Below are 26,461 nucleotides of genomic sequence, written 5' to 3' on the forward strand. Positions count from 1 at the left end.
CGAGCGGGCTGGTTGGGTCTGCTCGACTTTTTTGTATAAACACGATTGAGATGGACGAATTGTTGAGGGTCGCCTTGGTGCAGACCGATATTGTGTGGGAGGATAAGGTACAGAATCGGGCGCGTTGTGCTGCGATGCTGGAGCGGCTCGCAGGGCGCTGCGACCTGGTGGTGCTCCCCGAGATGTTTACCACGGGCTTCTCTATGCGGGCCGAAGAGTTGGCCGAGCCGGTTTCGGGTCCGACGGTCGAGGCTTTGATTTCGTGGGCTCGGCAGTACAATCTGGCTGTGGCAGGCAGCTTCATGGCCCGGGAGGGTGAAGTGTGCTACAACCGCGGATTTTTGGTTACTCCCGACGGTACTCCGCACTACTACGACAAGCGTCACCTCTTCCGCATGGGCGAGGAGGGGCGTCATTTTGCAGCTGGCGACCACAAGCTCGTGGTGAATTATCGGGGGTGGAATATCGCCTTGCAGGTGTGCTACGATTTGCGTTTCCCGGTGTGGTGCCGCAATGTGAACAACGAGTACGACCTGATGCTGGTGGTGGCCAACTGGCCGCAGTCGCGGGCCTATGCCTGGCGCAGTCTGCTGGTGGCTCGTGCTATCGAGAATGCCGCCTATGTGTGCGGGGTGAACCGTACCGGCAACGATGCTACCGCAATGGTCTATCGGGGCGATACGATGGCCGTAGGGGTGAAGGGCGAGATTCTGGCCGAGGCCGAACCCTTTGCCGAGCAGGTGCTCGAGGTCGAACTCGACTTGTCGAAGGTGCGTCGGTTCCGGGAGAAGTTCCCCGTATGGAAGGATGCCGACGATTTTGAGCTGCGGTAGTCTTTGCCGGAGTTATAAGGACATTTAAAAAAGGAAAGTGGCAGCGACCCTCTCGGGCCTCTGCCACGCTTGTTATTGTGTGTAATCTGTAAAAGTCGTATTTGTCAGGGTTTGGGATTGGTCGCAGTCGCCGGTTCGCGCAGGCGGCATTCCCAGATAACCCCTTTGTCGACGGCACCTTCGAAAAACTGCCGGACCGCTTCCCGACGGGCCGGGGGCATGAGGCCTCCGTATTTGAGGCACATCTTGCCCTCACTGTTGTAGACCGTAGTGGTATTTTTGTCGAAGGCTCCGGGAGTAGGCATATAGACGACGTAGTAGAGCGCTCCCTCTTTCTCGTAGAGGGTGATGCGGCATTCGGTCTGCGAAAGAGTTTTCTTCCGCTCCTTCAACCACTCGATTTCATCGACGGGGTTGTGCTTTGTGGGATTCTTCTCCACTACATATTTACTACCGGCGCAAGAGGAGAGCATCAGCAGACCGGCGCATAGCAGAGTTATGAAATTTCGTACCGTTTTCATACTGCTCAGGCTTTATAACGTATCCATTTAATCATCTCTTTATAGCTGGGTTTCTTGCCGTACATGAGTATGCCCACACGGTAGATGCGGCCGGCTACCCAGGCCAGCCCGATAGCCGAGCCGTAGAGGATAACCATCGAGAGGGCCAGCTCCCAGGTCGATACCCCGAAGGGGATACGCACCATCATGACGATGGGCGAGGTAAAGGGTATCATCGAGCACCACATGGCCAGCGGTCCGTCGGGATTCTCGGCACTGAAGATGCCGGCATAGAGGGCAAAGATGATGATGAAGGTGATGGGTACCATGAATTGTTGCGTGTCCGACTCGTTGTCGACGGCCGACCCGATGGCGGCGAAGAGCGAGGCATAGAGGATATACCCGCCGATGAAGAAGAACACGAAGCTGACGAGCAACTGGGTGATGTTGATGCTCCCCAGCATTTGCTGTACTTCGGCCATGGCGCCCATGTCGCCGGCCAGTTGAGTGGCGTCGACACCGTTCATCGTAGTGGTCATGGCGGCCATGTCGCTCATTTGGGCGGGATCAACACCTCCGTTGAACGAGAAGTAGGCCCCGGCCGAGAGGAATATCCCCACCAGGAAGATAATCCAGATGCCCAACTGGGTGAGTCCTACCAGCCCGATGCTGACAATTTTGCCGATCATCAGTTCAAACGGTTTGACCGACGACACCATCACCTCGACGATACGGTTGGTCTTCTCCTGCATGACGCTCGACATCACCTGTCCGCCATAGAGCATGAGGAACATGTAGATGATAAGGGTCATGGCCATGCCGATAATCGTCACGAACTCGGTCGAGGTCTGGGTCTCGGCCCCATCCTCTTCGAGCCGGATGGTGTCGACCTGGAGATTGATGTCCGACTCGTCGATGATGCGCTTGATGTCGGGGATATTGTACGAGAGCAGTTTCTCGTCCTTGAGGTAATCTTCCATCTGCGAGATGATGTTCAGCTCGCAACTGGAGGTAATCTGTTTCTGCGAATAGATGGTCATGCCCTGAGGATTGTCGAGCAGGTTGTCCTTGATGATGACATAGGCATAGGGCATGGTGCTTTCGTCGCCGTCGACCCGCATCTGGTCGGGCGATAAGGTCCCTTGGGTATACGTGTAGTGATACTCGTCGGTATCGTGATAAATATCCTTGTACAGGCCGGTCTGGTCGATGATAGCGATGAGGCGGGTCTCGTCGCTCGAGAGCTTGGAGAGCCAGATGGGTGCAAAGACGAGGGCCACCATGATGATGGGGGAGAGAATCGTCATCAGGATGAACGATTTCTTTTGAACTCGGGTGAGGTACTCGCGTTCTATGATAAGCGATATTTTACTCATGATGCAGTGTGTTTAGCTAAGCGTTTTGTTTTTCTTCCAGAGCCGACTCGCCAACGGTATCGATAAAGATTTCGTTCATCGTGGGCAGTATCTCTTCAAATCCGGCTATCTGGCATTGTTGCGTGAGCAGCCCGATGAGCTCGTTGTTGCTCATGTGCGGGTCGCGCTTGCGCAGGGTATAGGCGTGGCCGCGGGCGATGGTCCGTGCCTCGGTAATTTCGTAGAGGTCGTTGCTTTGCAACTCGCCCTGTTGTACTTCGACCTGAAAGAGATGCTTCTTGTGCTGTTCGCGGATGTCGTTGACCTTGCCTTGCAGCACGGCGTGCGAGCGGTTGATGAGGGTAATCTCGTCGCACAACTCCTCGACCGAACCCATGTTGTGAGTCGAGAAGATGATGGTGGCACCCTTGTCGCGCATTTCGAGAATCTCGCGTTTGAGCAGATTGGCATTCACGGGGTCGAATCCGCTGAAGGGCTCGTCGAAGATGAGCAGTTGCGGGTTGTGCATCACCGTGGTGATGAACTGTATCTTTTGTTGCATGCCTTTGGAGAGCTCTTCTATTTTCTTCTTTTCCCAACCGCGGATGTCGAATTTGCCCAGCCAATAGTTCATGCTCTCTTTGGCAGCTTGTCGCGACATGCCTTTCAATTGGGCCAGGTAGAGAATCTGTTCGCCCACCTTCATCTTTTTATAGAGGCCTCGCTCTTCGGGCAGATAGCCTATGTGCTCGACATCCGAGGGGTGTAGCGGGCGGCCGTCGATGAGAACTTCGCCTTCGTCGGGGGCGGTAATCTGGTTGATGATACGAATCAGGGTCGTTTTACCGGCTCCGTTGGGCCCCAGCAGGCCATAGATGCCGTTGCGGGGTACGCGCACGGTGACATCGTCGAGTGCTCGGTGTGAAGCATATTGTTTGACAATGTGATTGGCTTCGAGATAGTACATAGTGTTTTGACAATAGGTATATGATTGATGAGACAAAGGAACGTATATTTTTTGAATTAAACAAGTAAAATGATAAAATTTTATTGTTTTTCGATAAATAAATATTGAATATCTTTTTTATCTCGGCGATACGATACGGTCGCCTATCTGCTTGGCCAACGCTGTTCTCACCCGGTTGAGCTCGACGTTCTGCTCGATGAGCTCGATTATCCGTTGCTCGTCCTTGTTGCGCGAGGCCTCTTTGATTTGCTCCTGTATCTGCTTGATCGACTGCTCGAGAATGGCGTTTTTCAGCTCGTAGATGGCCCGTGGAATAAGCTCCCACAGACGATCGGCCTCCAGTTCTACCTTCTGGAATTTGGTGTGTACTTTGCTGAGCTGGTATTTTTCGCTCACCAGGTCGACGGCAAGCATGCTGATCGAGGAGTCGGGATGGGTCGTGAAATAGCGTTCGAGAAAATTGGTCTCGAAGGTTTGCAACTCTTCTTCCATCTCGCGGGCGATACGTGTTTGAGCTTCGGCCTCTTTCCGTTGTTTGTCGGCAATATCGCCGCTTTCGAGGCGTATCTGTTCGATGGCTTCGTCGACCAGTTTTTGTTCCTTCACCTGCAGTTCGGTTCGCAAGGCGGCTACTTGTTGAGCTTCGTATTCCCGCTGCTCGGCTGTTAGTTCTACGATATGCTTGTACAGCGGATTGCACAGTTCGATACTATCGATCGAGAGCTCTTCGACGATGTATTCCCACACCTTTTGCCACGACCCGTCGGGCAATTCGAACAGGTTGCGGTAGCCATAGCGCACGATATAGCGGATAATCTCCCGCTCGTATTTTTCGAGGGGCGATTGCTGTATCATCCGTTGCGACAGCGTGTGGTCGGTGACGGGGACGGCTTCGGGTGTTTCGGCCGGTGCCGGCATATCGGCCAGCGAAGGGGGTGGGGGAGTTTCGTTGCCGTTGGCCGGTGCGGCGGTTGTTGTGTTTCCCGATTTCGGGGCGTTCGTCGTGGCGGCCGATTGCCTCTCCTGATTGTAGCGCTCGCGCGAGAACTGCTGTTCGGCCCGTTTCTGGCGGCGTTTGTTCAGCTCCGACAGCAGTACCTGTTCGTCGATTTGCAACAGGCGGCTGCACTCTTGCACGTAGACCGAGCGGACAATGGCATCGGGAATGAGAGAGATGCTCTCGACGATATTCGAGATGATGTCAGCCCGTTTGATAGGGTCTTCGCCGGCATCTTCGAGCAGCAGTTGGGTCTTGAACCGAATGAAATCGGTCTCGTGTTCCTTGATATAACGGGTGAATGACTCGGCACTCTGACTCTTGGAGAAAGAGTCGGGGTCTTCGCCGTCGGGCAGCAACACCACTTTGATGTTGAGCCCCTCCTGCAGCAGCAGGTCGATACCTCGCAACGAGGCTTTGATGCCCGGAGCATCGCCGTCGTAGAGCACCGTGATGTTGTCGGTGAAGCGGTGAATGAGTCGTATCTGTCCGTGGGTAAGTGCCGTACCCGACGAAGCTACGACATTTTCGATACCCGACTGGTGCATCGACAGCACGTCGGTATACCCCTCGACCAGATAGCAGCGCCGCTCTTTCTCGATGGCCCGCTTGGCCTGGTAGATGCCGTAGAGCTCGTCGCTCTTGTGGTAAATATCCGATTCGGGCGAGTTGAAGTATTTGCTTATCTTCACCCCCGATTTCAGGATGCGCCCGCCAAAGGCGACCACTTTGCCCGACACGCTGTAGACCGGGAACATGACCCGGCCCGAGAAGAGGTCGTAGATGCGGCCGTTCTGCCCTTCGCGGCAGAGCCCCGTTTTGAGCAGATAGTCGATCTTATAGCCCCGTTTCTGGGCCTCCACGGCCAGGGCGTCGCGCTTTTCGGGAGAATATCCCAACCCGAACTTGCGGATGATGTCTTCGTTGAAGCCCCGCTCCTTGAAATAGGCCAGACCCACCGAACGGCCTTCGTCGGTCTCGAGCAGCGACTTGCTGAAGAACTCTTGAGCGAAGGTGTTGATGACAAACATGTTTTCGCGTTCGCTCCGTTTCTGACGCTCTTCGTCGGTCAGCTCCTTCTCGTGAACCTCGATGTTGTATTTCTTGGCCAGGTATTTCAGCGCTTCGTAGTAGGAGAGCTGCTCGTGCTCCATGATGAAGTGTATGGCGCTGCCCCCCTTGCCGCAACTGAAACATTTGCAAACCCCCTTCGACGGCGATACGCTGAATGAGGGCGACCGGTCGTCGTGAAACGGGCACAACCCCCAATAGTTGGCTCCACGCCGGCGCAGGCTGACGAAGTCGGATACGACATCGACGATGTCGGTCGCGGCCATAATTTTATCGATGGTTGCCTGGTCTATCATCTCTTTTCGTTTGGGTGCACGAAGATAGCGATTTCTTGGCGATAATGATTCGTCGAGCTCTTACTTTTTTCAATGCTGCAAAAATAGGTTAGAGTTGGTTGTTTTTGATTCTATTTTGCTAAAATATTGTATTTAAATAATAAATAAAGTTGTATACTCTCGTTTTTGAGTTGATTTTCTTGTCGTCGACTCAGAAAATTCATACATTTGCAATGTGTTTTTCATAGTATTAGATTTAAGGTTAATGAAGATTGGTTGTCGTGAGACAACCTTTCCTTTTTTAAACCCCTCGCAAGCTCTTCCTTCGGCGACATTCCCTCTCTTTTTCTACGAGTGTGGCAGTCATCTGTTGTGGTCCCGATAGATTGTATTGTCGGTACGCTCCGTTTTTTGTGGCCTGTTGTCAATCAACACAATCGATTTGTATTTTTCTGTTAAACAGCATGTTATAGATTTTTGTTCTACTTTTGAAATGAAACAGAGGGATGGTATTTGTTTTCAAAATGAAATTTTTAGTAGATTTTTATTAGAAAAATGACTTTATTTATCAAAATATTATTACATTTGTGTACATATTTTTTGAACCCAAAGTAGTAACTTAAAAAAAGTGGTATGAAAAAATTTACTTTTGTGTTGGCCGCTACGGCCTTGTGTGTAAATGTTGGCTTTGCCCAAACATTTGAACCGATGAATCGCTTGACTCCGGTTAAACAAGTAGCCCTCGAGAAGATTGAAAAGTCCTCGTTGAGCAGAACTTTACCGGGTACTGCTGAAACCAAATTTGATTTTATTAAGGAGAATCAAAAACGTATTGCCAAAAAACCGGCACAAGTTGCTGCTTTGACGGCACCTGAAGCTCTCCCTGCTACAAATGTAACACCTTCTTATTTTGTAGCTAACTGGAATGCTGTGTCGGGAGCTAATTATTACGAAGTAGATACATATAGAATATTTACTACGGCTGCCGATTCTGTTGAATATTGTGCTTTGTATGAAGATTTCTATTTCGCAGAGGCAAGTGATGAGTCGATTACCAACTATCTTAATGGTAGTACCTACCGTTCTCAGTGGGTATTGATCGATGGTAAGTTGGGCGATCAGTCTGTTATTCTCCCTGCCGCAGCTGCAGAGGGTTGCGAGTTGGATACTCCCCCGTTGGATTTGACGGCTGGTGGTGAAACCGGGAATATCCATTTCAGTCTCAGTCTAGAGGGTAATACCGGTGATAAGGTTTATATAGGGTATTATTATGATGAAAATGGTGAAAGCAAAGCTTATGCTTTGGGTGACCTGACTTTGGACGATGGCGGGTTGAAAGGAAGTTATTCGGTTCCAGATCTTCCGTTGACTGAAGAATCGGGACTTTTCTTATATACGATGGCTTCGGAGAATACAGGTGATATAAAGGTTAATGAATTCGTTGTATCACAAACTCTTGCTCCCGGTCTTGAGTTTATGGCTTTCCATGATTATGCCACGACCACGGGTACATCGGTTCAGGTATTTACGATGGAGAGAGATATAATGTCCGAAGGGGTAACTGATAATTTCTTCTATGGTGTATTTGCCTTGAATGTCAATATGGCCACCGGTCAAGTTACCGATGCTTCCAATATTTCAAATTTGATTGATGTAGATGGCCAAAGCGGTGTAGAAGGTGTACAAGTTAGCAACGACAAGATTTTCGTACACGACAATCTGCACGTTGTTCTTGAGAAACCGGCTACAATTGCCGTCTACAACATGGCCGGTGTACTGGTTATGAGTGTCGAGGGTGTGGAAGGTGAGAACGAAATCGCCTTGCCCGCTGCCGGTGCCTATATTGTAAAAGCCGGTAACACGGTTGCCAAAGTGATGAAATAATCTTATCACAGACTGATAAGACAAGGGGCTGCATCGGTTGCGATGCAGCCCCTCTTGTTTTTTGCTTTCTGTTCTTATGAGTCTATGACTTCAGGTCGTCCCCTTTCTTAAAGGGATTCAGAAGCCACGACAGCCAATTGTTGCGAGGCTTTGGCTTTTTCTCCAGAACCTCTTCGACATTGAAGATGATTTGGTCGGTCTCTTCGTCGATTATCGCCCCGCTGTCGGTATCCATATAGGTACACAAATCGACCAGCAGCTCTTTGCATCGTTCCATATCCAGCTTGCTCCTCTTCATGGTCCAAATCAATATGGTGCCCATGTAGTCGGGAAACTGGCCAAAAATCTGCGCTCTCGACTTTACCAGTTCGTTGGTCAATATCCCTACATATTGGGGAGTTACCTTCTTGGGATTTTTTATGTCGCAGCCATTGGTAATGGTGTACCAGTAATCGCTGATGATAGAGCCATGATACATGCGCTTCTTCGACAGGTGCAGGCGCACGCCGGGATAACTCAACCAGGCCACGGGTATCTCTATATGGTCGGCATCAAACTCTTTTCCCATGGTGGCGTAGTAGCCATATTTGTCGGGGCAAATAAATCCGTCTTTATAGGTGCAGAAGAAACGGATTATCTTCTCGGCATACTCGTTATGACTTTTCTCCCACAGGTCGTGTAAAAAGGTATTTAATTTGGCCCTATCAAAGTCCCAGTTCTGCATGAACTCTACAAATCGCGGGTCGGTCAGGTTGGGCTTGACCTGTACACATAAGCATAAAATCGGAGGCTGTTTGCCAGGCTCCTGTTGCTGTATCGCGGGTTTCTGCTCCTGGTTTTGTGGGTCGGCGATTTCCTGTTCCTGGCTCTGCTGATTGGCCAATGCCTTTTGCATGAGGTTGTTGAAGTATTCTTCGGTCTCTTTTTGTGATTTCCATTTCTCTTCGTAGATGTTTTTCTCGGCATTGCCGAAGAGATCGAGCAGGACTTCGCCTGTCTTATTGTCATACATAATGCCGTAGTCGGCTTTCAGGTACTCGCAAAAGTCCCGCAGGAGTTGTTCCACAAAGTCCCTGTCAATCTTCCATTGTTTGAGGAAATAAAAGGAGATAATACCCATATATTCCGGTAAGACCCGTTTGGGACGTAAGACTTTTTCCACTCCTCCATCTCCGATAATAGCATATGACTTATTGTATATAAGAACAAGATATTTACGCAGTTTCTTCATACTCAAGTCTCCTGCCGGGAAACTTAGCTCGGCAATCGGGTCTGATATATCGTTCTTGTCAAAGGGATATTTTATCGAGTCACAGCTGTTGTACCGATCGGGACATATAAGCCCGTCGCGATAGTTGACAAAAAATTCTACAATTTGTCGAGCCCGTTCATTGTAGAACGGTCGTTCCAAGGAATCCAGAAATGTATGAAAGTCTTTTAACGAGAACGTCCAATCTTTCTCCTTGATGAACCCCAAAATTCTCGGGTCGGTCAGGTTGTCTTTTATCTTTATTTTTATACCGATGTTTTCACAATTTGTCGTTTCCATAGGTGTGTTCTTTTTCAGATTAAGGCTTTACATATTATATCAGTTACAAAGTAGCAAAAAATTATTGAAAGAAACAATCTAGACCCATGCTTTTCTCGGGTGGAACGATTATGTACGTTTATACGGAAAGAGGCTGCATCCAAGATAGATACAGCCTCTTTCGTTATCCTGTGGAGTAGGGGGATTCCCTAAAATTCCCGGGCACACTCTTGCAGCACCTCCGAGAGGGTGGGGTGTGCATGTACCATCTCTTTCAGTTGGGCTACGGTGGTAGCGCGGTTCATCAGGGCCGAAATCTCCTGTATCAGATCGGCAGCGTGGGCCCCGAAGATATGGCCGCCGATGATGCGGCCGTTTTCGTCGGCAATGAGTTTGCACAGCCCGTCGGGCTCGCCCATGCTCACCGCCTTACCGTTGGCCCGGAAGAGCGATTTCTTGGCCGTGAAGGCGATGCCCTGCTGTTTGCACTCCTCTTCGGTGAGTCCCACCATACCGGCTTCGGGGTGGGTAAATACGGCCGAGGGAATGATACTGAGGTCGATGCCGCTCTCCTGGCCCAGCAGGTGGTCGATGACCTTGCGTCCCTGGAACGAGGCGGCATGGGCCAGCAGACAGCGGCCGTTCACGTCGCCTATGGCATAGACGTCGGGCACGTTGGTCTGCAGGTTGTCGTCGGTCTCGATGCCTTTGGTCGAGTAGTGTATGCCCACGGTGTCGAGTCCCAGCCCTTCGACGCGAGGGGCCCGGCCGGTAGCAATCAATACCGTGTCGGCCTCGACCGTGTGCTCCTGGTTTTTCCAGGTGTAGCGGACGGTCAGCCCCGAGCCGGTCGACTCGATGGCGTTTACACCGGCCTGGTTGAAGAACTCGATGCCCCGCTTGGAGAGAACCTGTTTCAGCCGTTTGCTGATGTCGGTGTCGAAGTTGGGCAGAATCTCTTTGGCAAACTCGAGCATGGTGACTTCGCTGCCGAAGCTGCGGAAGATGGAGGCGAACTCGAGCCCGATGACACCGGCTCCCACGATGCAGAGCCGCGAGGGTATGTGGTCGATGTCGAGCAGTTGGGTCGAGGTGACTACCCCGGGCAGGTCACTCCCCGCGATGGGCGGAATCTTGGCCGTAGAGCCGGTGGCTATGAGTATGTGCCGGGCCGTATAGGTCTCGCCCGAGGCGCTCTTCACGGTGTGGGCGTCGAGCAGTTCGGCCCGTTCGGGTATGCAGGTGATGAGTTTGTTTTTCAACAGGAACTCGATGCCGGCGGTGAGTTGGGCCACCACCTCGTTTTTGCGGGCTACGACACGTGCCATATCTACGGTAGGAGCCGTCGCCCCGATACCCATCGCCTCGCAGTGGGCAATGGTGTCGGCCACCTCGGCGCTGCGACAGAAGCATTTGGTGGGGATACACCCCTCTTGCAGACAGGTGCCTCCGACCCGGCGCTCTTCAAACAGGGTGACGCTCAGTCCCTTCTTGGCGGCATACAGGGCCGTTTCGTATCCGCCGGGGCCGGCTCCGATGATGATAATATCGCTGTTCATGTGCATGTAAGAAATAAAAAACGGAGAGGGGAAAGCGCAGGGCGCCTTCCCGGTCTCCGTAAAGGTGAGGTTTTAATAATTCAAATCTTTGAAGCGCAAGATGGGGGTCTTGGCTGCGGTCGTCTCGTCGAGTCGGCGTACGGGTGTCACGTGCGGAGCGCTCTTCACCATTTCGGGGTCGTCGATGGCTTCGCGGGCCACGGTGCGCATGGCTTCGATAAACTCGTCGAGCGTCTCTTTCGACTCCGTCTCGGTAGGCTCGATCATAATCGACTGATGGAACAGCAGCGGGAAGTAGATGGTAGGCGCATGGTATCCATAGTCGAGCAGACGTTTGGCCACGTCGAGTGTAGTGACGCCGGTCGACTTGTCGAGCAGGCCGTCGAATACGAACTCGTGCTTGCAGATGCCCTCGATGGGGAGGTAGTAGCAATCTTTCAACGACTCTTTCACGTAGTTGGCGTTGAGTGTGGCCAGTTCGCCCACATGTTTGATATGCTCCTTACCCAGCGATAGGATATAGGCGTAGGCCCGCATCATCACCCCGAAGTTGCCGAAGAAACCCGATACGCTGCCCAGGCTGTCGGCACCCCCTTCGACGGCGTAACGGTCGCCGTGTTTCACCACGCGGGGACGGGGCAGATAGTCGACCAGAGCGGCAGCCACACCTACGGGGCCGCTACCGGGACCACCGCCGCCGTGCGGGGTAGAGAAGGTCTTGTGCAGGTTGATGTGCATGATGTCGAAGCCCATGTCGCCGGGACGGCAACGGCCCAGCAGCGGGTTGAGGTTGGCTCCGTCGTAGTAGAGCAGACCGCCGCATCCGTGTACCAGCTTGGCAATCTGGGGAATCTCTTTCTCGAAGATACCCAGCGTGTTGGGGTTGGTCATCATGATACCGGCAATCGTGTCGTCGAGCAGCGGTTCGAGCTTGGCCACGTCGATGGTACCTTCGGGGGTCGAGGGCACCTCGACAATCTCCAGGCCGCACACGGCCGCACTGGCCGGGTTGGTGCCGTGGGCACTGTCGGGTACGATGACCTTGGTACGTTTCAGGTCGCCCCGTTTGATGTGGTACTGACGCATGAGCATCAATCCGGTCAGCTCGCCGTGAGCACCGGCAAAGGGGTTGAGCGTGAATTCGGCCAGACCCGAAATCTCGGCCAATGCCTGGGCCAACTCGTAGTAGAGCCGCAGGGCACCCTGTACCGACTCTTCGCTCTGCCGCGGGTGCAGCGTGGTGAAGGCCGGCATCGCAGCCATCTCTTCGTTTATCTTGGGGTTGTACTTCATGGTGCAGGAGCCCAGCGGATAGAAGCCGGTCTCGACACCGAAGTTCTTGTTCGATACGTTGGTATAGTGGCGCACTACGTCGAGTTCGCTCACTTCGGGCAATTCGGCCGGAGTCTCTCTCCGCAGTGTCTGGGGCAGGTCGGCCAGCGAATAGTTGCCGAAATCGGATTGGGGCAGGGAGTAGCCTACGCGTCCCGGTTTTGAAATTTCGAATATCAGTTTGTTGTAATACTTCATGGCTTATCCCTCCTGTTCGATTAGTGAAACCAAATTGTCAATCTCTTCGCGGGTGCGTTTTTCGGTTACGCAGAAGAGTATCGTGTCGTCGGTTCCTTCGACGGGGATACCGGCCAGGAAGCCTTTCTCTTCGAGATGTTTCATCAGCGTCTCCCGGTTCAGGGTGGTGCGTACGGCGAACTCTTTCAGGAAGGGTTTGTCGAAGCAGAGCGAGAATTTGCCCGTAGCCAGCAGCTTGTCGCACAGGTAGTGTGCCCCGGCATAGGATTTCTCGTTGACCTCCTGCAAACCGCGTTTGCCCATGAGAGCCATGTAGATGGTGACATACAGCGCCATGAGCGACTGGTTGGAGCAGATGTTGCTGTTGGCCTTCTGCCGGCGGATGTGCTGCTCGCGAGCCTGCAGGGTGAGCACAAAGGCCCGTTTGCCGTCGACATCCTTCGTAGCGCCTACGATACGGCCCGGCAATTTGCGCACCAGGTCGCGCGAGGCGGCCAGATAACCCACGTAGGGACCGCCGAAGTTCAACGGCATGCCCAGCGACTGACCGTCGCCGCAGGCAATATCGGCACCCCATTCGCCGGGCGTCTTCAACACGGCCATGGCCGAGGGGTCGGCGTTGACGATAAAGAGAGTCTTGTGGGCGTGCGTGCTCTCGGCAAAGCCAGTGAAGTCCTCGATGATGCCGTAGCGGTTGGGGGTGCTCACGATGACACCGGCCACGTCGTTGGCCTCGAGCATCTGTTCCATGGCGGCCTTGTCGGTCACGCCATCATTCTCGGGAATATAGTCGAGCGTCACGCCGTGGAAACGGGCGTAGGTCTCTACGACGGCAATCACCCGTTCGCTCACCGTGCGCGAGATAATTACCTTGTTGCGTTTCTTGGCATGGGCGATGGCCATGAGCATGGCCTCGGCCGTAGCGGTGGCGCCGTCGTACATCGAGGCGTTGCAGCACTCCATGCCGGTGAGTTCGCACATCATGCTTTGGAACTCGAAGATGTATTGCAGGGTTCCCTGCGAAATCTCGGGCTGGTAGGGGGTGTAGGCCGTGAGGTACTCCGAGCGGGCGATGAGCTGCCCGATGACCGAGGGAGAGTAGTGGTCATAGGCTCCGCCGCCGGCAAAGACGGTGAGCGGGTGGTTCAGGTTGCCCAGCTCCTTGAAATAGTTACGTACCTCGTCTTCCGACATCGACTTCTTCAGGTTGTAGTCTTTGTCGAAGCGAATGCTTTCGGGGATTTCGGCGTAGAGATCGTCGAGCGACGCGACGCCTATCCGCTCCAGCATTTCGGCAATATCCGATTCGGTATGCGGGAAATATTTGTACATGTACTTATCCTCCTCCGTCGATTATTCGCAAATAGCTTTGTAGGCCTCGGCGTCCATCAGGTTTTTCAACTCTTCGGGGTCGCTTATCGTTACCTTGCAGATCCAGTTGTTGAAAGCATCTTCGTTCAACAGTTCGGGCTTGTCTTCCAGCGCTTCGTTAATCTCTACGACGGTTCCGCTGATGGGCGACAGCAGGTCGCTGGCAGCTTTCACACTCTCGACGGCTCCGAACTCTTCGCCCTGGTTCAGCTCATCGTCTACCTCGGGCAGGTCTACGTATACTACGCTACCCAGTTGGTGTTGGGCATAGTCGGTGATACCGATGTAGCCGAATTCGCCTTCAACTTTTAACCACTCGTGTGATTCGGAATAATAAAGTCCGTCCAATACTGTACTCATAATCTTGTTATTTTTAGGTTTGTCAATAAATCATTTTTTATAGTTCTTTTCGTAGAAGCGTTTCTTGACGACCGTTCCCTTGAAGAATTTCTTGCGGATGTGAATCTCTACCTCGGTACCCAGGGCGGCGTAGGCGCTGTCGATAAGGGCCATGCACACGCTCTTGCCGGTAGATATGGAGTTGTAGCCGGTTGTGACGTGGCCTATCACCTTGCCGTCGGCATAGACTTCGTAGCCGCTGCGGGGGATAGCCTTGTCGGCCAGTTCGATGCCCACGATTTTGCGTTTGGCACCTTCGGCCTTCTGGCGGGCGATAGCCTCTTTGCCGATGAAATCGTCCTTGTCGAGTTTGACAAACATGCCCAGGCCGGCCTCGATGGGGGTAATGTCTTTTTCGAGTTCGTGACCGTAGAGTGGCAGTCCTACCTCGAAGCGCAGCGTGTCGCGGCAACCCAGTCCGCAGGGCAGTACCTGTTTCGAACCTACCAGCACATCCCATACCTTGTTGATGAAGGCGTGGCTGCCGTAAATCTCGAAACCGTCTTCGCCGGTATAGCCCGTGCGCGAAACGATGATGGTTTCGCCGTCGCACTCAATCTCCTTGCAGGTGTAGAACTGCAGATCCTTTACCTCGAGGTGCAGCAGCTCTTCGATGCAGGCTTCGGCCTTGGGACCCTGCACGGCCACTTCGCCGTAGTAGTCCGACTGGTTCTCGATATTCAGGTTGTAGCCGGCGCTGTGCTCGACAATCCACTGGTAATCCTTGGCAATGTTCGAGGCGTTTACCACGAGGAAGAAGCGCTCGTCGCCCATCTTGTAGACCAGCAGGTCGTCGACGGTACCGCCGTCGGGGTAGAGCAGCATGCCGTAGAAGATTTTCCCGGGCTCGGCACCCCGTATGTTGTTGGTGAAAATGTAGTTGATGTAGCGCTCGCTGTCGGGGCCGGTGATGAGTATCTCGCCCATGTGCGACACATCGAATATGCCGGCGGCGTGGCGTACGGCATTGTGCTCCTCGATAATCGAGGTGTATTCAATAGGCATGTCAAATCCGCCGAAAGGCATCATCTTGGCACCCAGATCGAGGTGTTTCTGATGCAGGCACGTTTTTAAAATATCTTCCATAGTCAACAGGTGTTTTTTATGATAAAATCTATTTCTGCTCGTTGAATAAAATATGGGTAAAGGCCGCCCGGTCGAGCCGGTGTATGTAGCGCTCGATGGGGGTATCGTCGAGCACCCGGTCGAAGGCTTCGCGGGTGAAGGGCACCTCGCGGAAGCGGTCGAGGAACTCGTCGATTTCGCCTATCGGGAAGTAGTCGCCCATGAGGTTCAGCGCCTTGACGATGCCGTTTTTGATTTCGATACGGGCCTCTATCTCGCCGGCCGAGCCGTAGCCGCGGCGCACCAGCGTGTAGCGTGGGTTGTTACCCAGAATCCACTCCTCTTTCAGGTACTCCTTTTCGATTTCGCCGATGCGGGTGATGTCGTCGGGGGTAAGGCACTCCTCGCTGTCGCAGAGCGACGTGCGCATGAAGCGCTTGAACTCCTCGATGTCGATGTCGAGATACTCCTTGAGGTTGGTCACCCGCTTGCGCACCGACTCCACCCCCTTGGTGATGAGCTTCTCGTTGCTGGGGGTGATGGAGAGAACCAGGTCTTCGAGGTTGGTGTCGAAGAGCATGGTGCCGTGTACGATGCTGCGTCCTCCCACACGGTAGAACGCATTGCCCGACACCTTCTTGCCGTCGACGGTGATGTCGTTGCGTCCCGAAGCCAGGGCCTGCACGCCCAGTTTATTCAGGGTGCGGGCGATGAGTTGCAGGTAGCGGTCGAAGGTGAAACTGACGTTGAAGTCGTCGGTGATGTAGGAGAACATGATGTTGCTGAAGTCGGCATAGACGCAGCCTCCGCCCGATTTGCGGCGATAGTACTGGATGCCGTGCGAGCGAACGTAGTCCATGTTGATTTCATTCTCCATCAACTGGTTGCGTCCAAAAATAACGGTAGGATTTACCTGCCACATGAAGAAGCAATCTTCGCCGCTTCGCGTACGGGCTATGTATTCTTCCATAGCCAGGTAGAACGACAGGCGGCGCACTGTTTGGTCCGGCAGGGCGATATATCTCATAGGTATCAGGTCAACAGCGTTTGTACCTTACAAATTTATATATTCTTTTGTAAAGGACGATAAATTGTCTCGAATTTTTCTTGAATTTTCTTGTTGCCCCGGTTTGGATGCTTTCAAATTGTACAAGAGTCGAACAGCGGTAGTCTTGTGAGTGTGTGGCGGTTTGGTCCTGTTGGCTCGTGTGTACGGACAAGCAGGTATGCAAAAAGCCCGCGGCTCACATGGGGGTGAGTAGCGGGCCTTTTATCTTGTTCGGACCGATTAGCGGTTTACCTGGTTGACGATGTTCCCGGCGATGTATTGGCGTATGTTGTCGGCAGCAATCTGCATCAACCGCTCGCGGGCCTCGAGGGTGGCCCAGGCAATGTGCGGGGTGATGTAGCAGTTGCGGGCAGCGACGAGCGGGTTGTCGGGCCGCGGCGGCTCCTGCGACAGAACGTCGACTCCGGCGGCCTTGATGCGGCCGCAGTTCAGCGCCTCGGCCAGGTCGTGCTCGTTGACCAGCGGGCCGCGTCCCGTGTTGATGACGATAGCCGTCGGTTTCATGCGGGCAATGGCGTCGGCATTGACGAGGTTGCGGGTCGAGTCGGTGAGAGGGCAGTGCAGCGTGATGACGTCGCTCTCGGCCAACAGGGTTTCCCAGTCGACGGGGGTGACGTAGTCGGGCAGGGTTTCGCGGCTCTTGGAGGTCTTGGCCAATACCTTCATGCCGAATGCGTGGGCGATGCGGGCCACGGCACTGCCAATGTGTCCGAACCCGACGATGCCGATGGTCTTGCCGGCCAGCTCGAATACCGGGCTCTTCAGATAGCAGAAGTCTTTGCAGCGTGCCCAGTCGCCGGCTTTCACGCTCTGCGAGTGGGTGGCCACGTCACTGGCTATGTTGAGGATGTGGGCAAATACCATTTGAGCCACCGAGTCGGTGCTGTACGACGGTATGTTGGTGACTACGATGCCGCGCTCTTTGGCGGCTTCGATGTCGACGATGTTGTATCCCGTAGCCAATACCCCGATGTAGCGCAGCCGGGGCAACTTGTCCAGCGTAGCGGCACTGAGCGGAGTCTTGTTGGTGAGTACGATGTCGGCTTCGGCGGCCCGTTCCACAATCTCGTCGACTGCGGTGCGGTCGTAGACGGTGAAGTCGCCCAGCGCTTCGATCTTCTCCCACGACAGGTCGCCGGGGTTCAGTCCGTAGCCGTCGAGCGCCACGATGCGGTGTGCCGGGCGACGCTCTTCGGCGGTCTTTTCGGTCGTACGTTTCAGTTCGTTCCAGGAGACTTCTCCCTCTTTTACTTTATATCCTTCGGTTATTTTCCACTCTTTCATAATGCACTATTCTTATTTAATCTCTATGGCATTTTTTACCTTTTCGTCGGTGAGGGCAATCTTCAACACCTCTTCGATATTCTTCACGTAGTGGAAGGTGAGCCCTTTCAGGTAGGTATCCTTGATTTCTTCGATGTCTTTGCGGTTCTCCTCCGAGAGGATAATGTCGCGTATGCCGGCTCGTTTGGCCGCCAGAATTTTCTCCTTGATACCGCCCACGGGCAGCACTTTGCCCCGCAGGGTAATCTCGCCCGTCATGGCCAAGTGGTCTTTCACCTTGCGTTGCGTGAAGGTCGAGGCCAGCGAGGTGACCATGGTGATACCGGCCGAGGGGCCGTCTTTGGGAATGGCACCTTCGGGCACGTGGATGTGTACGGCCCACTTGTCGAACACATCTTCGTCGATACCCAGCAGCGAAGCGTGCGACTTGATGTATTGCAGGGCAATGACAGCCGACTCCTTCATCACGTCGCCCAGGTTGCCGGTGAGGGTGAGTTTCTCGCCCTTCGATTTGCTCAGGCTCGACTCTACGAAGAGTATTTCGCCGCCTACCGCCGTCCAGGCCAGCCCGGTTACGACACCGGCGTAGTCGTTGTTCTCGTATTTGTCGCGGTTGTACTCCTGAGCCCCCAGATACTCGTGCAGGTCGTCGAGTGTGAGGGTGTGGTTGTACTCCTTGCCCGAGGCCTTCATGCGGGCGATTTTCCGCATGATGCGGGCTATCTTCTTGTCGAGCTCGCGCACGCCCGACTCGCGGGTGTACTGGTCGACGATGGCAGCCATCACCTTTTTGGGTATGACTACGTCGCCCTCTTTCAACCCGTGGTTCTCGAGTTGCTTGGGTACCAGGTGCCGGCGGCCGATTTCGACCTTCTCCTCGAGTATGTATCCGCTGATGTCGATCAGCTCCATACGGTCGAGCAGGGGCTGCGATATGGTGTTGAGATTGTTGGCCGTAGCGATGAACAGAATCTTCGACAGGTCGTAGTCGATGTCGATGTAGTTGTCGTGGAAGGCGTTGTTCTGTTCGGGGTCGAGCACTTCGAGCAGCGCCGATGCCGGGTCGCCCTTGAAGTCGTTGCCTATCTTGTCGATTTCGTCGAGCACGAATACCGGGTTGGAGCTCTTCGCCTTGATGAGCCCCTGGATAATACGGCCCGGCATGGCCCCGATGTAGGTGCGCCGGTGACCCCGTATCTCGGCCTCGTCGTGCAGACCGCCCAACGAGATGCGTATATACTTGCGGTTCAGTGCCTCGGCTATGGATTTACCCAGCGAGGTCTTGCCCACGCCCGGAGGTCCGTAGAGGCAGATGATGGGCGATTTCATGTCGCCCCGCAGCTTCAGCACGGCCAGATGTTCGATGATGCGCTCTTTCACCTTGTCGAGACCGTAGTGGTCCTTGTCGAGCTGTTTCTGCACGTGGTTCAGGTTGAAGTTGTCTTGCGTGTACTCGTTCCATGGCAACTCGAGCAGCGTGTCGAGGTAGGTATACTGCACCGAGAAGTCGGGCGATTGCGGGTGCAGCCGCTCGAGCTTGCGCATCTCTTTCTCGAAAATCTCGGCCGTCTTGGCATCCCATTTCTTCTTTTCGGCCCGTTCGCGCAACTCCTGTATGTCCTGGTCCTGCATGTTGCCGCCCAGCTCCTCCTGGATAGTACGTATCTGCTGTTGCAGGAAGTGTTCCCGTTGTTGCTGGTTCAGGTCCTCGCGGGTTTTGGACTGGATGTCGGCCTTGATTTGCAGCAGTTGCGCCTCTTGGGTGAGCATCTCGTAGAGCTTGAAGAGGCGGGCCTTCATGTTGTCGATACCCAGCAGTTCCTGTTTTTGAGCAGCTGTCAGCGGGATATTGGCTCCCAGGAAGTTGATGAGGTAGTGGGCATTGTCGATATTTCGAATGGCAAAAATCAACTCTTTGGCCTGCTCGCCGATGTTTTTCAGCAAGTCGAAGGTCAGGTCTTTCATGGCCGATACCAACGCTTCAAACTCCTTGTCGTCGGGTTCGGGCATGATTTCGTCGAGTAGCGACACATTGGCACGCATGTAGGGGAAGGTCTCGGTCACTTCGTCGATTTTGAAGCGCTTCATCTTACCCTGCAGAATCACGGTCGTGCTGTCGTCGGGCATCTCCAGTATCTTGATGATTTCGCCGATTACACCCACCTCGTACAGGTCGTCGCGCCCCGGGTCTTCAACGGCTGCATTGCGCTGACATACCACGCCGATGGGGGTATGGTTGTTCTGAGCATCCTTGACCAGTTGCAGCGACTTGGGGCGGCCTACGTTCACCGGGATGGCTACTCCCGGGAACAATACCATGTTGCGCAAGGCGAGAATAGGCAATCCTTTGGTGTCTAACGTCTTGCATTCCGAATCGTTTTGTCCGGATATTTCGGTAAACAGTGGCATAATCGAAGGTGTATTTTCGTCGTTTTCGCAGATCATAAACTTGTTCTTATTCTTAGGTGTTTGGTTCCATATTGACATTTTGGCAGGTAGCCATACTTCTGTTGCAAGCATAGTCTTCCCCTGTCTCTTATTTTATGTTATCCTGCAACAGGCGTGCCAAAGTTACGCAAATAAGAGGGCATTGTCGAAATTATTATGTTTTTTTGTTTATTTTGCATGCCCAAAGCAAAGCAATATGGCAAATTCTTTTTTCAAATTCAAGCAGTTTACGATTTATCAGGAGCGTGCCGCCATGCGGGTAGGTACCGATGGGGTGTTGCTCGGGGCCTGGTGTCGCATCGGAGAGGCCAAGCGCATTCTCGACGTGGGGACCGGCACCGGGCTGATAGCTCTCATGGCGGCTCAACGCTCGGCGGCTTGTATCGACGCTGTCGAGCTGGATTTCGGGGCTGCCTGCGATGCGGCTCTGAATGCGGGACTGTCGCCCTGGAGCGACCGTGTCACAATCTATAAGGCCGATTTCTGCGATTGGTTCGGCCGATACACCCGGCCGCGGTACGACCATATTCTCTCCAATCCGCCCTATTTCGTGCAGTCGTTGTTGCCGCCCGACAGCCGTCGGGAGAGGGCCCGGCACACTGGTACGCTCGACTACGAGACTCTGTTCGAGGGGGCAGCTGCGCTGCTGTTGCCGGGCGGACGTGTGTCGCTTATCTCACCGGCCGATTTGGAGGAGCATCTCACCTTTGTGGCCCTGTTGCACGGCTTCTATCCGGCCCGGTTCACCTATGTGTCGGGTATCGCGGGGCGAGCACCCAAACGGTTGATGTCGGAGTGGGGCAGGGCACGCCGGCCTTTGCAGACCCATGTCATGGCCATCGAACAGCGGGGTGCGGGCTACACAACAGACTATGTGTCGCTTACCCGTGATTTTTATCTGAAAATGTAAAACCCGGAACAAATGCGGTATCCCGACTGTTATAGTTGTAGTTTGTGTGAATCTATAATTTTAATTACAACTATTTGCTATGATGGATATTTCAACCATGTATTTCTGGGGCAAAACCAAGTATTGGTGGGCCCTGATTGTAGTCGGGTTATTGATGATATCTTGCGGCTTGTGGCTTTGGTCGCAGCCGACACTGGGCTATGAAGTGCTCTCCATGCTGTTGGGATGGATGCTGATTTTGTTTGGTGTTGTGCAGCTCATTGTATCGAACAATGTAAAGCGTAAGGTGCGCGGCTGGGGCTGGTGGTTGGCCGGGGGTGTCATCGACATACTCATTGGTTTCATTTTGGTGGGGAATCTTTCGTTCAGCGAAACGGTGTTACCTTTCTTCTTTGCATTCATATTCCTGTACAAGGGTATTTCCAATCTGGCTTCGGCATTTGCCATGACCTCTACGCACCGGTACTGGTGGGTCTATCTCATCAACGGTCTGTTGCTGCTCGTTCTTGGATTCCTGTTTTTGTCGATGCCTTTCATGGCCACCTTCTCGATTGTCTTTTTATGTGCCGCAGCCTTCCTCTACTGGGGTATCACACTTATCCTTTTCGGCTATTCGTTACGGCCTAAGGCTCAATGACGGTTCCCGACAGGCTGTTTTGCATCGAGCGCTCGTCTCTATCGGAGGTGAGCGCTTTTTGTTTAAGTGCGTTAAATCCTTTTGTGGGTGTTTCTTATAAGCAGGAAAAGAGTATATTTGTAGAAAATTAAGAGAACTGTATGCAGTATTTATCGGCTTTTTAGTTTCTTTTAGTAGAAAGGCCGTTAAACTATTTTTTGAAAGAAAAGTCTAATGGATAAATTATAGAATCAATCAATAGAGTAATTAAACTAAGGAGAAGTGGTTATGAAAACAAGAAGATTTGCCCTGTTGATTATATTGCCGATGCTTGGGGTGAGCTTTGCCAGGGCAAGCTCGTATGTAATCGAAGATGATATTTATTATAATCCGAATGATAAGAATCCGATTGTAGAGCAAAAGGCAAAGGAGAAAGCTGCGCAGGCTGCCGCCGTCAGGGCAGCTTCGGATACGGTTGTGAAGAAGACGTTGGTGATGACTGCCGACAAACAGTTCTTCGATGTCGACGAGTACAATCGTCGAGGCAGTTCGGCTCCGGAGGTGACCCTCGATCAGTTGGCAGCCAATCAGCAGGAAAATTATGTCGAGTATAATATTGTCGACGAGAATGGCGATGACGGTTACTACCTGAACGGTTTCAACGGATCGGCTTCGGACTATGAGTATGCCCTGCGTATTCGTCGGTTCCACAACCCCAAGTTTGTGGTGTCGGTAAGCGATCCCTTCTATTCCGATATTTATTTCCTCGACAATAACGACTGGAATGTCTACATTTCGGACAACTATGCTTGGGTAACTCCCACCTGGACGAATCCCTGGTACTGGGATTACATGTGGACACCCTATTCCTATACCAGTTGGTCGTGGCGCTGGAGTGTGGGCCCGTGGCGGTTTGGTTGGGGATATGATCCCTACTACTACGGTTGGGGCGGCTACTGGGGTGGCTATTGGGGATGGAACTCGTGGTACAGTCCCTATTTCCATCACCATCACTACTATTCGCCCTACTACTACCATCGTCCCTACTACGGATGGAATGCTCCGGCACGTCCGCAATATACTCCCAACGGGCGTCAGCCCAATCGCTATGGCGGTAATATCGTATCGTCGGGCAATGGGGTGACGACTACCGGACGTCGGGCAACGGTGGGTACCGCTTCGACTTCGGCGTCGACTACGACCAGTCGCCGAGCAACGACCAGTGTTTCTTCATCGTCGAATGGCAGCAGTTCTGTAAATGGTGTTCGCACCAACCGGGGAACGGTCATCAGCAATAGCTCCAGCTCCAATTCGAATCGTGGGTATAGTTTCGGCTCTGCCAATACTTCTCGCCGAGGCACCAGTTCGTCGTCGAGCTCGGTATCGGTTCCGTCGACGACTCAAAGTCGCAGACAGACGACAATCAATACCCGTCCGAGCTCCTCGAGCAACAGCTATAACAGGGGTTACAACAGTGGTACTGTCGGTACCAGTCGACGGGGCAGCAGCTCGAGCTCAAGCTCTTCGTTCAATCGAAACTCCTCGACTTCGGGACGTTCCTCGAGTTTCTCGAGCGGGTCGTCGAGCCGTCGCTCTTCGGGTAGCTATTCGGCTCCTTCCTCTTCGTCGAGAAGAAGCAGCGGTACCTCTTCGCGGGGATCCAGTGGAGGAGGCCGTGGAGGTCGTAGATAAGCAAGACGTGAATCATCAAGTAAGAACAATATGAAAACGGTAAAATATGCTTTGGCTGGAGTTGCTCTTTGTAGCAGCTCCATGCTCTTTGGTCAAGGCGTGGTCGATGCCTTGAAATATTCACAACAAGATATACGAGGTACGGCCCGGTATATGGGCATGGCCGGAGCCTTCGGCGCATTAGGCGGCGATATAACGACCTTGGGCCAGAATCCGGCTGGTATAGGTGTCTATAGAAACTCCGACATTGCCGCCACCATCGACTTTTCGAATCAGGTGAGCACGGTGAATACTGCCGGTAATAACTACTCCGACAGTAAGTTCAAATTCTCGTGCAACAATTTCGGTTTTGTCTGGACCGTTCGTTTCAATCAGGAGGCCCTGAAGAATCTGAATTTCGGCTTTGCCTACAACAAGCAGAAGTCGTTCGACCGCTCATACAAAACCAGCTATGCCAATATCTCGGGTGCCAATTCGCTGTCGGGGTATATCGCCAAACTCTCCGATGGAATCTCGGTCGACAATCTGGCGTCGAGCAACAATTCCAGTTTCGACCCTTACGACAGCAGCCCCTGGCTCAATGTGCTGGGCTATCAATCATATCTGATTAACCCCAAGAGCTCAAATACCTGGAGCAGTGTCGTGGGTAGCGGGACTTCGGCTACCGGCGACCTGTATGTGCGGGAGAAAGGCTCGATTGACGAGTACAACTTCAACATCGGCGGTAATATCTACGATGTCTTCTACTGGGGTATCGGCGTTGCAGTGACCGACTTTTCGTATGACATACAGAGCGGATATGGCGAGAACTTTACCGGGGGTTATCTGCCCGACGATAACGGCTCGGTGAGCAGCGCCAATACCAATGGCTGGTATCTCATGCAGAATGCCTTGCACACCAACGGCTCGGGTATCAAGGCCAACTTGGGTGTGATTATGCGGGCAACCAATAACTTCCGGTTGGGTTTTGCTTTCCATACCCCCAACTATTACAAAATGACCGATACCTATTCGGCTGCCGTAAAATATAATTTCGACCGTAGCGGGACCTCGTATAACGATTTGGCCGAGACGCCTAACGGCAGTTACAGCTACGAGTTTGAGTCGCCTTGGCGCATGATTGCCAGTGCCGCCTACGTGTTTGGGCAGGGTGGTATTCTGAGTTTCGACTACGAGTATACGGCCAATAACAACATGTCGTTCGACGATCCCTATACAATCGACATGTTTTACAATACAAACAACGAAATTTCCGAGATGCTCTCTCCCGTGCATACTTTCAAGGTGGGTGGCGAATATCGCATTACTCCGCAGTTTAGTGCTCGGTTGGGCTATGCCTACCAAACGTCTCCTGTGAAATCGGAGTACAGGTCGGGACATGAGATTCCTACTGCCGGGACCCTGACCATGTTTACCCTCGACCGGGAGACCAACTACTTTACCGTAGGGCTTGGGTACCGTTTTGCCAATGTCTATGTCGATGTTGCCTATATGCACCGTTATCGTCGCAGCGAGCTTTTCCCCTTCTCTCCGCTGCCTTCGGGTTCCGACGACCTTTTCGATCCCGATGTCATGAATCAGTCATTGGCTATTTCGCCTCAGATATCGACATTAACCGACCACAACAATTCGTTTGCCTTGACGATGGGAGTGAAGTTTTAACGGATAAAAAAATATTTTGGAAGGGCGTTTCGTTTTGAAGCGTCCTTTCGTTTTTTTGAGGGTTAGCAATAAGTGTTTATACGAATCAATAGTCGAAAATCAACTAAAATTCAGGACCTGAAGAGGCTATATATTATTTATTAACCATCATAATATATCCCTTTTTCTTTAATGAGTAATAGAAATCCGTGTGGTTGTTATACGTTACATGAGACCAATTGCTATTAAACTTCGGAGGTAAAGAGAAAGATGTAGAATATGATGCGCCCGAGATTTCAATATGGATGAATATAGACTGTAAAGAATAGAAGAGCTGAAATATTCCCTCTAAATATTTCAAATTGATTAAAGGGAGAACCCTCCGGTCCGATACCGAAAGATTCTCCCTTTATTGTATTCTTAAACAGAAGTCTATATTCTTCAACGGCCCGTCCAGACGGGAACAATGCGTTGCATACGCTAAATGTCAGCACAAATAAGTTAAGTTCCAGAAACTTACTGACCAATTATCTCTCAAAGCCCACTATGATGGCACAAGCATCATTATAATCCAAAGAGTTTATGATTGAATCCTGTTCAACCTGTCCCAAGCGGTTGTAAAAAAGGGTGTCTATTTCCCAGCCTTTGTTTTTGAACAAAGCATCCAAAGAATCTTTCTTCTCTTTTAACAGACTTCTGTATAGTGACTTCATATCATAATTCTTATTTGTCGCTATTTGGAATGTGCCACTTTCCAATCTCATATTTATACGAGGCGCGGTAATTACGGAATCATTGAATACAAATCCCATTCGCTTGTCTACCAGCTGTTCTGTCGAATCGGACCACGCTTGCAATTTATGTTTACTTACATTTCCTATTATCACGCTTTTCTCAAAATAATCTTCGTCCAATCTCAAATCGGTAAATTCTTTTACCGTAATGATAGGAGTGGAAGCGATACTGTCTGTTTGTCCGTCTATAATGCGATACCAGCCGTTTTCACGATGATGGCCCGTGCCTTGATGACTACAACTTGTGGCAAAGAAAGTGATCAGCAGAAGAAGTCCAAATGCGTGTGTATTCATGTTCATATTATGTTTTCTTTTGTTTATCGCAAATATACGGATTATGTCCTATTTAGTTATAAGCAAAGGAATATATAATTTATTCCGTTGAGCATTGCTTAAACCATCTGCAAATCTGTAATATCCAATTCTCAGCCTTGCTCTCTAACTACAACAATAAAAAAGAACAGAGAGAATATAAAAAGGAAAAATCTATCGACTCGATGCCGAACGATTCTCCCTTTTTCTTTTACTCTTCAATGAGTAGCATATACTCTACTTTCTCTTTGCGTTTGAAGGTCTGTGCAGTTCTGATTTATCGGACGGCAATAATTTTTTTATATAAAAAGAAATCGCTACCTTTGGATAGAAGGTCGTAGTTGGCAGGGTATGGACGAAT

20 protein-coding genes are annotated in these 26,461 nt (G+C 52.1%); 6 read left to right on the forward strand and 14 right to left on the reverse strand.

The features are described 5' to 3' along the window. Positions 1-50 precede the first annotated feature (50 nt). Positions 51-833: an amidohydrolase gene (locus Q1K76_RS01405; protein WP_258327457.1), complete on the forward strand. Its 783-nt coding sequence runs from the start codon at positions 51-53 to the stop codon at positions 831-833. A gap of 104 nt (positions 834-937) precedes the next feature. Here the strand turns inward: Q1K76_RS01405 and Q1K76_RS01410 are convergent, their stop codons facing one another. The 4 genes from Q1K76_RS01410 to dnaG all read right to left on the reverse strand — a co-directional run bounded on the left by Q1K76_RS01410 (position 938) and on the right by dnaG (position 6,019). Next, the gene (locus Q1K76_RS01410) at positions 938-1,354 is read right to left on the reverse strand and encodes a hypothetical protein (RefSeq protein ID WP_298661753.1); all 417 of its coding nucleotides are present in this window, start codon (positions 1,352-1,354) and stop codon (positions 938-940) included. 5 nt (positions 1,355-1,359) lie between these two features. Further along, complete coding sequence (locus Q1K76_RS01415) at positions 1,360-2,709, reverse strand: ABC transporter permease (RefSeq protein WP_300130480.1); 1,350 nt, start codon at positions 2,707-2,709, stop codon at positions 1,360-1,362. Positions 2,710-2,725: 16 nt separating this feature from the next. Next, positions 2,726-3,655, reverse strand: coding sequence for an ABC transporter ATP-binding protein (locus tag Q1K76_RS01420; protein WP_087407342.1), 930 nt, complete (start codon positions 3,653-3,655; stop codon positions 2,726-2,728). 117 nt (positions 3,656-3,772) lie between these two features. Next, a complete protein-coding gene (gene dnaG / locus Q1K76_RS01425) occupies positions 3,773-6,019 on the reverse strand; it encodes a DNA primase (RefSeq protein WP_300130482.1) in 2,247 nt (748 codons plus the stop codon). Between the two features lie 612 nt (positions 6,020-6,631). On the opposite strand from dnaG, the gene Q1K76_RS01430 reads away from it, so the two are divergent. Beyond that, positions 6,632-7,882 (forward strand): hypothetical protein, encoded by a 1,251-nt coding sequence (locus tag Q1K76_RS01430; protein ID WP_300130484.1) that lies wholly within the window; start codon positions 6,632-6,634, stop codon positions 7,880-7,882. An 82-nt stretch (positions 7,883-7,964) separates the two neighbouring features. Here the strand turns inward: Q1K76_RS01430 and Q1K76_RS01435 are convergent, their stop codons facing one another. The 9 genes from Q1K76_RS01435 to lon form a co-directional block, all read right to left on the reverse strand. Further along, the gene (locus Q1K76_RS01435) at positions 7,965-8,948 is read right to left on the reverse strand and encodes a hypothetical protein (protein ID WP_300130485.1); all 984 of its coding nucleotides are present in this window, start codon (positions 8,946-8,948) and stop codon (positions 7,965-7,967) included. A 671-nt stretch (positions 8,949-9,619) separates the two neighbouring features. Further along, the gene (lpdA, locus tag Q1K76_RS01440) at positions 9,620-10,969 is read right to left on the reverse strand and encodes a dihydrolipoyl dehydrogenase (protein WP_300130487.1); all 1,350 of its coding nucleotides are present in this window, start codon (positions 10,967-10,969) and stop codon (positions 9,620-9,622) included. Between the two features lie 72 nt (positions 10,970-11,041). Continuing rightward, positions 11,042-12,499 carry an aminomethyl-transferring glycine dehydrogenase subunit GcvPB gene (gcvPB, locus tag Q1K76_RS01445; protein ID WP_300130489.1) on the reverse strand — a complete coding sequence of 486 codons (1,458 nt, stop codon included), beginning with the start codon at positions 12,497-12,499 and terminating at the stop codon, positions 11,042-11,044. Between the two features lie 3 nt (positions 12,500-12,502). After that, complete coding sequence (gene gcvPA / locus Q1K76_RS01450; RefSeq protein WP_087407348.1) at positions 12,503-13,831, reverse strand: aminomethyl-transferring glycine dehydrogenase subunit GcvPA; 1,329 nt, start codon at positions 13,829-13,831, stop codon at positions 12,503-12,505. 21 nt (positions 13,832-13,852) lie between these two features. Then, positions 13,853-14,230 carry a glycine cleavage system protein GcvH gene (gene gcvH, locus Q1K76_RS01455; protein WP_087407349.1) on the reverse strand — a complete coding sequence of 126 codons (378 nt, stop codon included), beginning with the start codon at positions 14,228-14,230 and terminating at the stop codon, positions 13,853-13,855. Positions 14,231-14,260: 30 nt separating this feature from the next. After that, positions 14,261-15,355 carry a glycine cleavage system aminomethyltransferase GcvT gene (gcvT, locus tag Q1K76_RS01460; protein WP_300130491.1) on the reverse strand — a complete coding sequence of 365 codons (1,095 nt, stop codon included), beginning with the start codon at positions 15,353-15,355 and terminating at the stop codon, positions 14,261-14,263. Positions 15,356-15,383: 28 nt separating this feature from the next. Further along, complete coding sequence (locus Q1K76_RS01465; protein WP_289540701.1) at positions 15,384-16,361, reverse strand: lipoate--protein ligase; 978 nt, start codon at positions 16,359-16,361, stop codon at positions 15,384-15,386. Between the two features lie 261 nt (positions 16,362-16,622). Next, positions 16,623-17,687, reverse strand: a complete 1,065-nt coding sequence (locus Q1K76_RS01470; RefSeq protein ID WP_087407352.1) for a D-2-hydroxyacid dehydrogenase — start codon at positions 17,685-17,687, stop codon at positions 16,623-16,625. Between the two features lie 12 nt (positions 17,688-17,699). Continuing rightward, positions 17,700-20,096 (reverse strand): endopeptidase La, encoded by a 2,397-nt coding sequence (lon, locus tag Q1K76_RS01475; RefSeq protein ID WP_258327446.1) that lies wholly within the window; start codon positions 20,094-20,096, stop codon positions 17,700-17,702. A gap of 235 nt (positions 20,097-20,331) precedes the next feature. On the opposite strand from lon, the gene Q1K76_RS01480 reads away from it, so the two are divergent. The 4 genes from Q1K76_RS01480 (at position 20,332) to Q1K76_RS01495 (ending at position 25,015) form a co-directional block, all read left to right on the forward strand. Further along, positions 20,332-21,045, forward strand: coding sequence for a methyltransferase (locus Q1K76_RS01480; RefSeq protein ID WP_300130494.1), 714 nt, complete (start codon positions 20,332-20,334; stop codon positions 21,043-21,045). A 79-nt stretch (positions 21,046-21,124) separates the two neighbouring features. Then, complete coding sequence (locus Q1K76_RS01485) at positions 21,125-21,682, forward strand: HdeD family acid-resistance protein (protein ID WP_300130496.1); 558 nt, start codon at positions 21,125-21,127, stop codon at positions 21,680-21,682. A 267-nt stretch (positions 21,683-21,949) separates the two neighbouring features. Then, entirely contained in the window at positions 21,950-23,353 is a 1,404-nt protein-coding gene (locus Q1K76_RS01490) for a hypothetical protein (RefSeq protein WP_300130498.1), read from the forward strand. Between the two features lie 30 nt (positions 23,354-23,383). After that, positions 23,384-25,015 (forward strand): outer membrane protein transport protein, encoded by a 1,632-nt coding sequence (locus Q1K76_RS01495; protein ID WP_300130500.1) that lies wholly within the window; start codon positions 23,384-23,386, stop codon positions 25,013-25,015. A 506-nt stretch (positions 25,016-25,521) separates the two neighbouring features. Here Q1K76_RS01495 and Q1K76_RS01500 read toward each other — a convergent pair. Next, positions 25,522-26,088, reverse strand: coding sequence for a hypothetical protein (locus Q1K76_RS01500; RefSeq protein ID WP_300130502.1), 567 nt, complete (start codon positions 26,086-26,088; stop codon positions 25,522-25,524). Positions 26,089-26,461: the final 373 nt, after the last annotated feature.

The organism is uncultured Barnesiella sp., assembly GCF_946496565.1.
GTDB classification, from domain to species: domain Bacteria; phylum Bacteroidota; class Bacteroidia; order Bacteroidales; family Barnesiellaceae; genus Barnesiella; species Barnesiella merdigallinarum.

Coding starts and splice junctions, on each gene's coding strand:
- dnaG (WP_300130482.1), bottom strand. CDS start 6,019: ATGATAGACCAGGCAACCATCGATAAAATTATGGCCGCGACCGACATC.
- gcvT (WP_300130491.1), bottom strand. CDS start 15,355: ATGGAAGATATTTTAAAAACGTGCCTGCATCAGAAACACCTCGATCTG.
- Q1K76_RS01465 (WP_289540701.1), bottom strand. CDS start 16,361: ATGAGATATATCGCCCTGCCGGACCAAACAGTGCGCCGCCTGTCGTTC.
- Q1K76_RS01405 (WP_258327457.1), top strand. CDS start 51: ATGGACGAATTGTTGAGGGTCGCCTTGGTGCAGACCGATATTGTGTGG.
- Q1K76_RS01410 (WP_298661753.1), bottom strand. CDS start 1,354: ATGAAAACGGTACGAAATTTCATAACTCTGCTATGCGCCGGTCTGCTG.
- Q1K76_RS01500 (WP_300130502.1), bottom strand. CDS start 26,088: ATGAACATGAATACACACGCATTTGGACTTCTTCTGCTGATCACTTTC.
- Q1K76_RS01495 (WP_300130500.1), top strand. CDS start 23,384: ATGAAAACGGTAAAATATGCTTTGGCTGGAGTTGCTCTTTGTAGCAGC.
- lon (WP_258327446.1), bottom strand. CDS start 20,096: ATGCCACTGTTTACCGAAATATCCGGACAAAACGATTCGGAATGCAAG.
- Q1K76_RS01470 (WP_087407352.1), bottom strand. CDS start 17,687: ATGAAAGAGTGGAAAATAACCGAAGGATATAAAGTAAAAGAGGGAGAA.
- lpdA (WP_300130487.1), bottom strand. CDS start 10,969: ATGAACAGCGATATTATCATCATCGGAGCCGGCCCCGGCGGATACGAA.
- Q1K76_RS01490 (WP_300130498.1), top strand. CDS start 21,950: ATGAAAACAAGAAGATTTGCCCTGTTGATTATATTGCCGATGCTTGGG.
- Q1K76_RS01430 (WP_300130484.1), top strand. CDS start 6,632: ATGAAAAAATTTACTTTTGTGTTGGCCGCTACGGCCTTGTGTGTAAAT.
- Q1K76_RS01415 (WP_300130480.1), bottom strand. CDS start 2,709: ATGAGTAAAATATCGCTTATCATAGAACGCGAGTACCTCACCCGAGTT.
- Q1K76_RS01420 (WP_087407342.1), bottom strand. CDS start 3,655: ATGTACTATCTCGAAGCCAATCACATTGTCAAACAATATGCTTCACAC.
- Q1K76_RS01480 (WP_300130494.1), top strand. CDS start 20,332: ATGGCAAATTCTTTTTTCAAATTCAAGCAGTTTACGATTTATCAGGAG.
- gcvPA (WP_087407348.1), bottom strand. CDS start 13,831: ATGTACAAATATTTCCCGCATACCGAATCGGATATTGCCGAAATGCTG.
- gcvH (WP_087407349.1), bottom strand. CDS start 14,230: ATGAGTACAGTATTGGACGGACTTTATTATTCCGAATCACACGAGTGG.
- gcvPB (WP_300130489.1), bottom strand. CDS start 12,499: ATGAAGTATTACAACAAACTGATATTCGAAATTTCAAAACCGGGACGC.
- Q1K76_RS01485 (WP_300130496.1), top strand. CDS start 21,125: ATGATGGATATTTCAACCATGTATTTCTGGGGCAAAACCAAGTATTGG.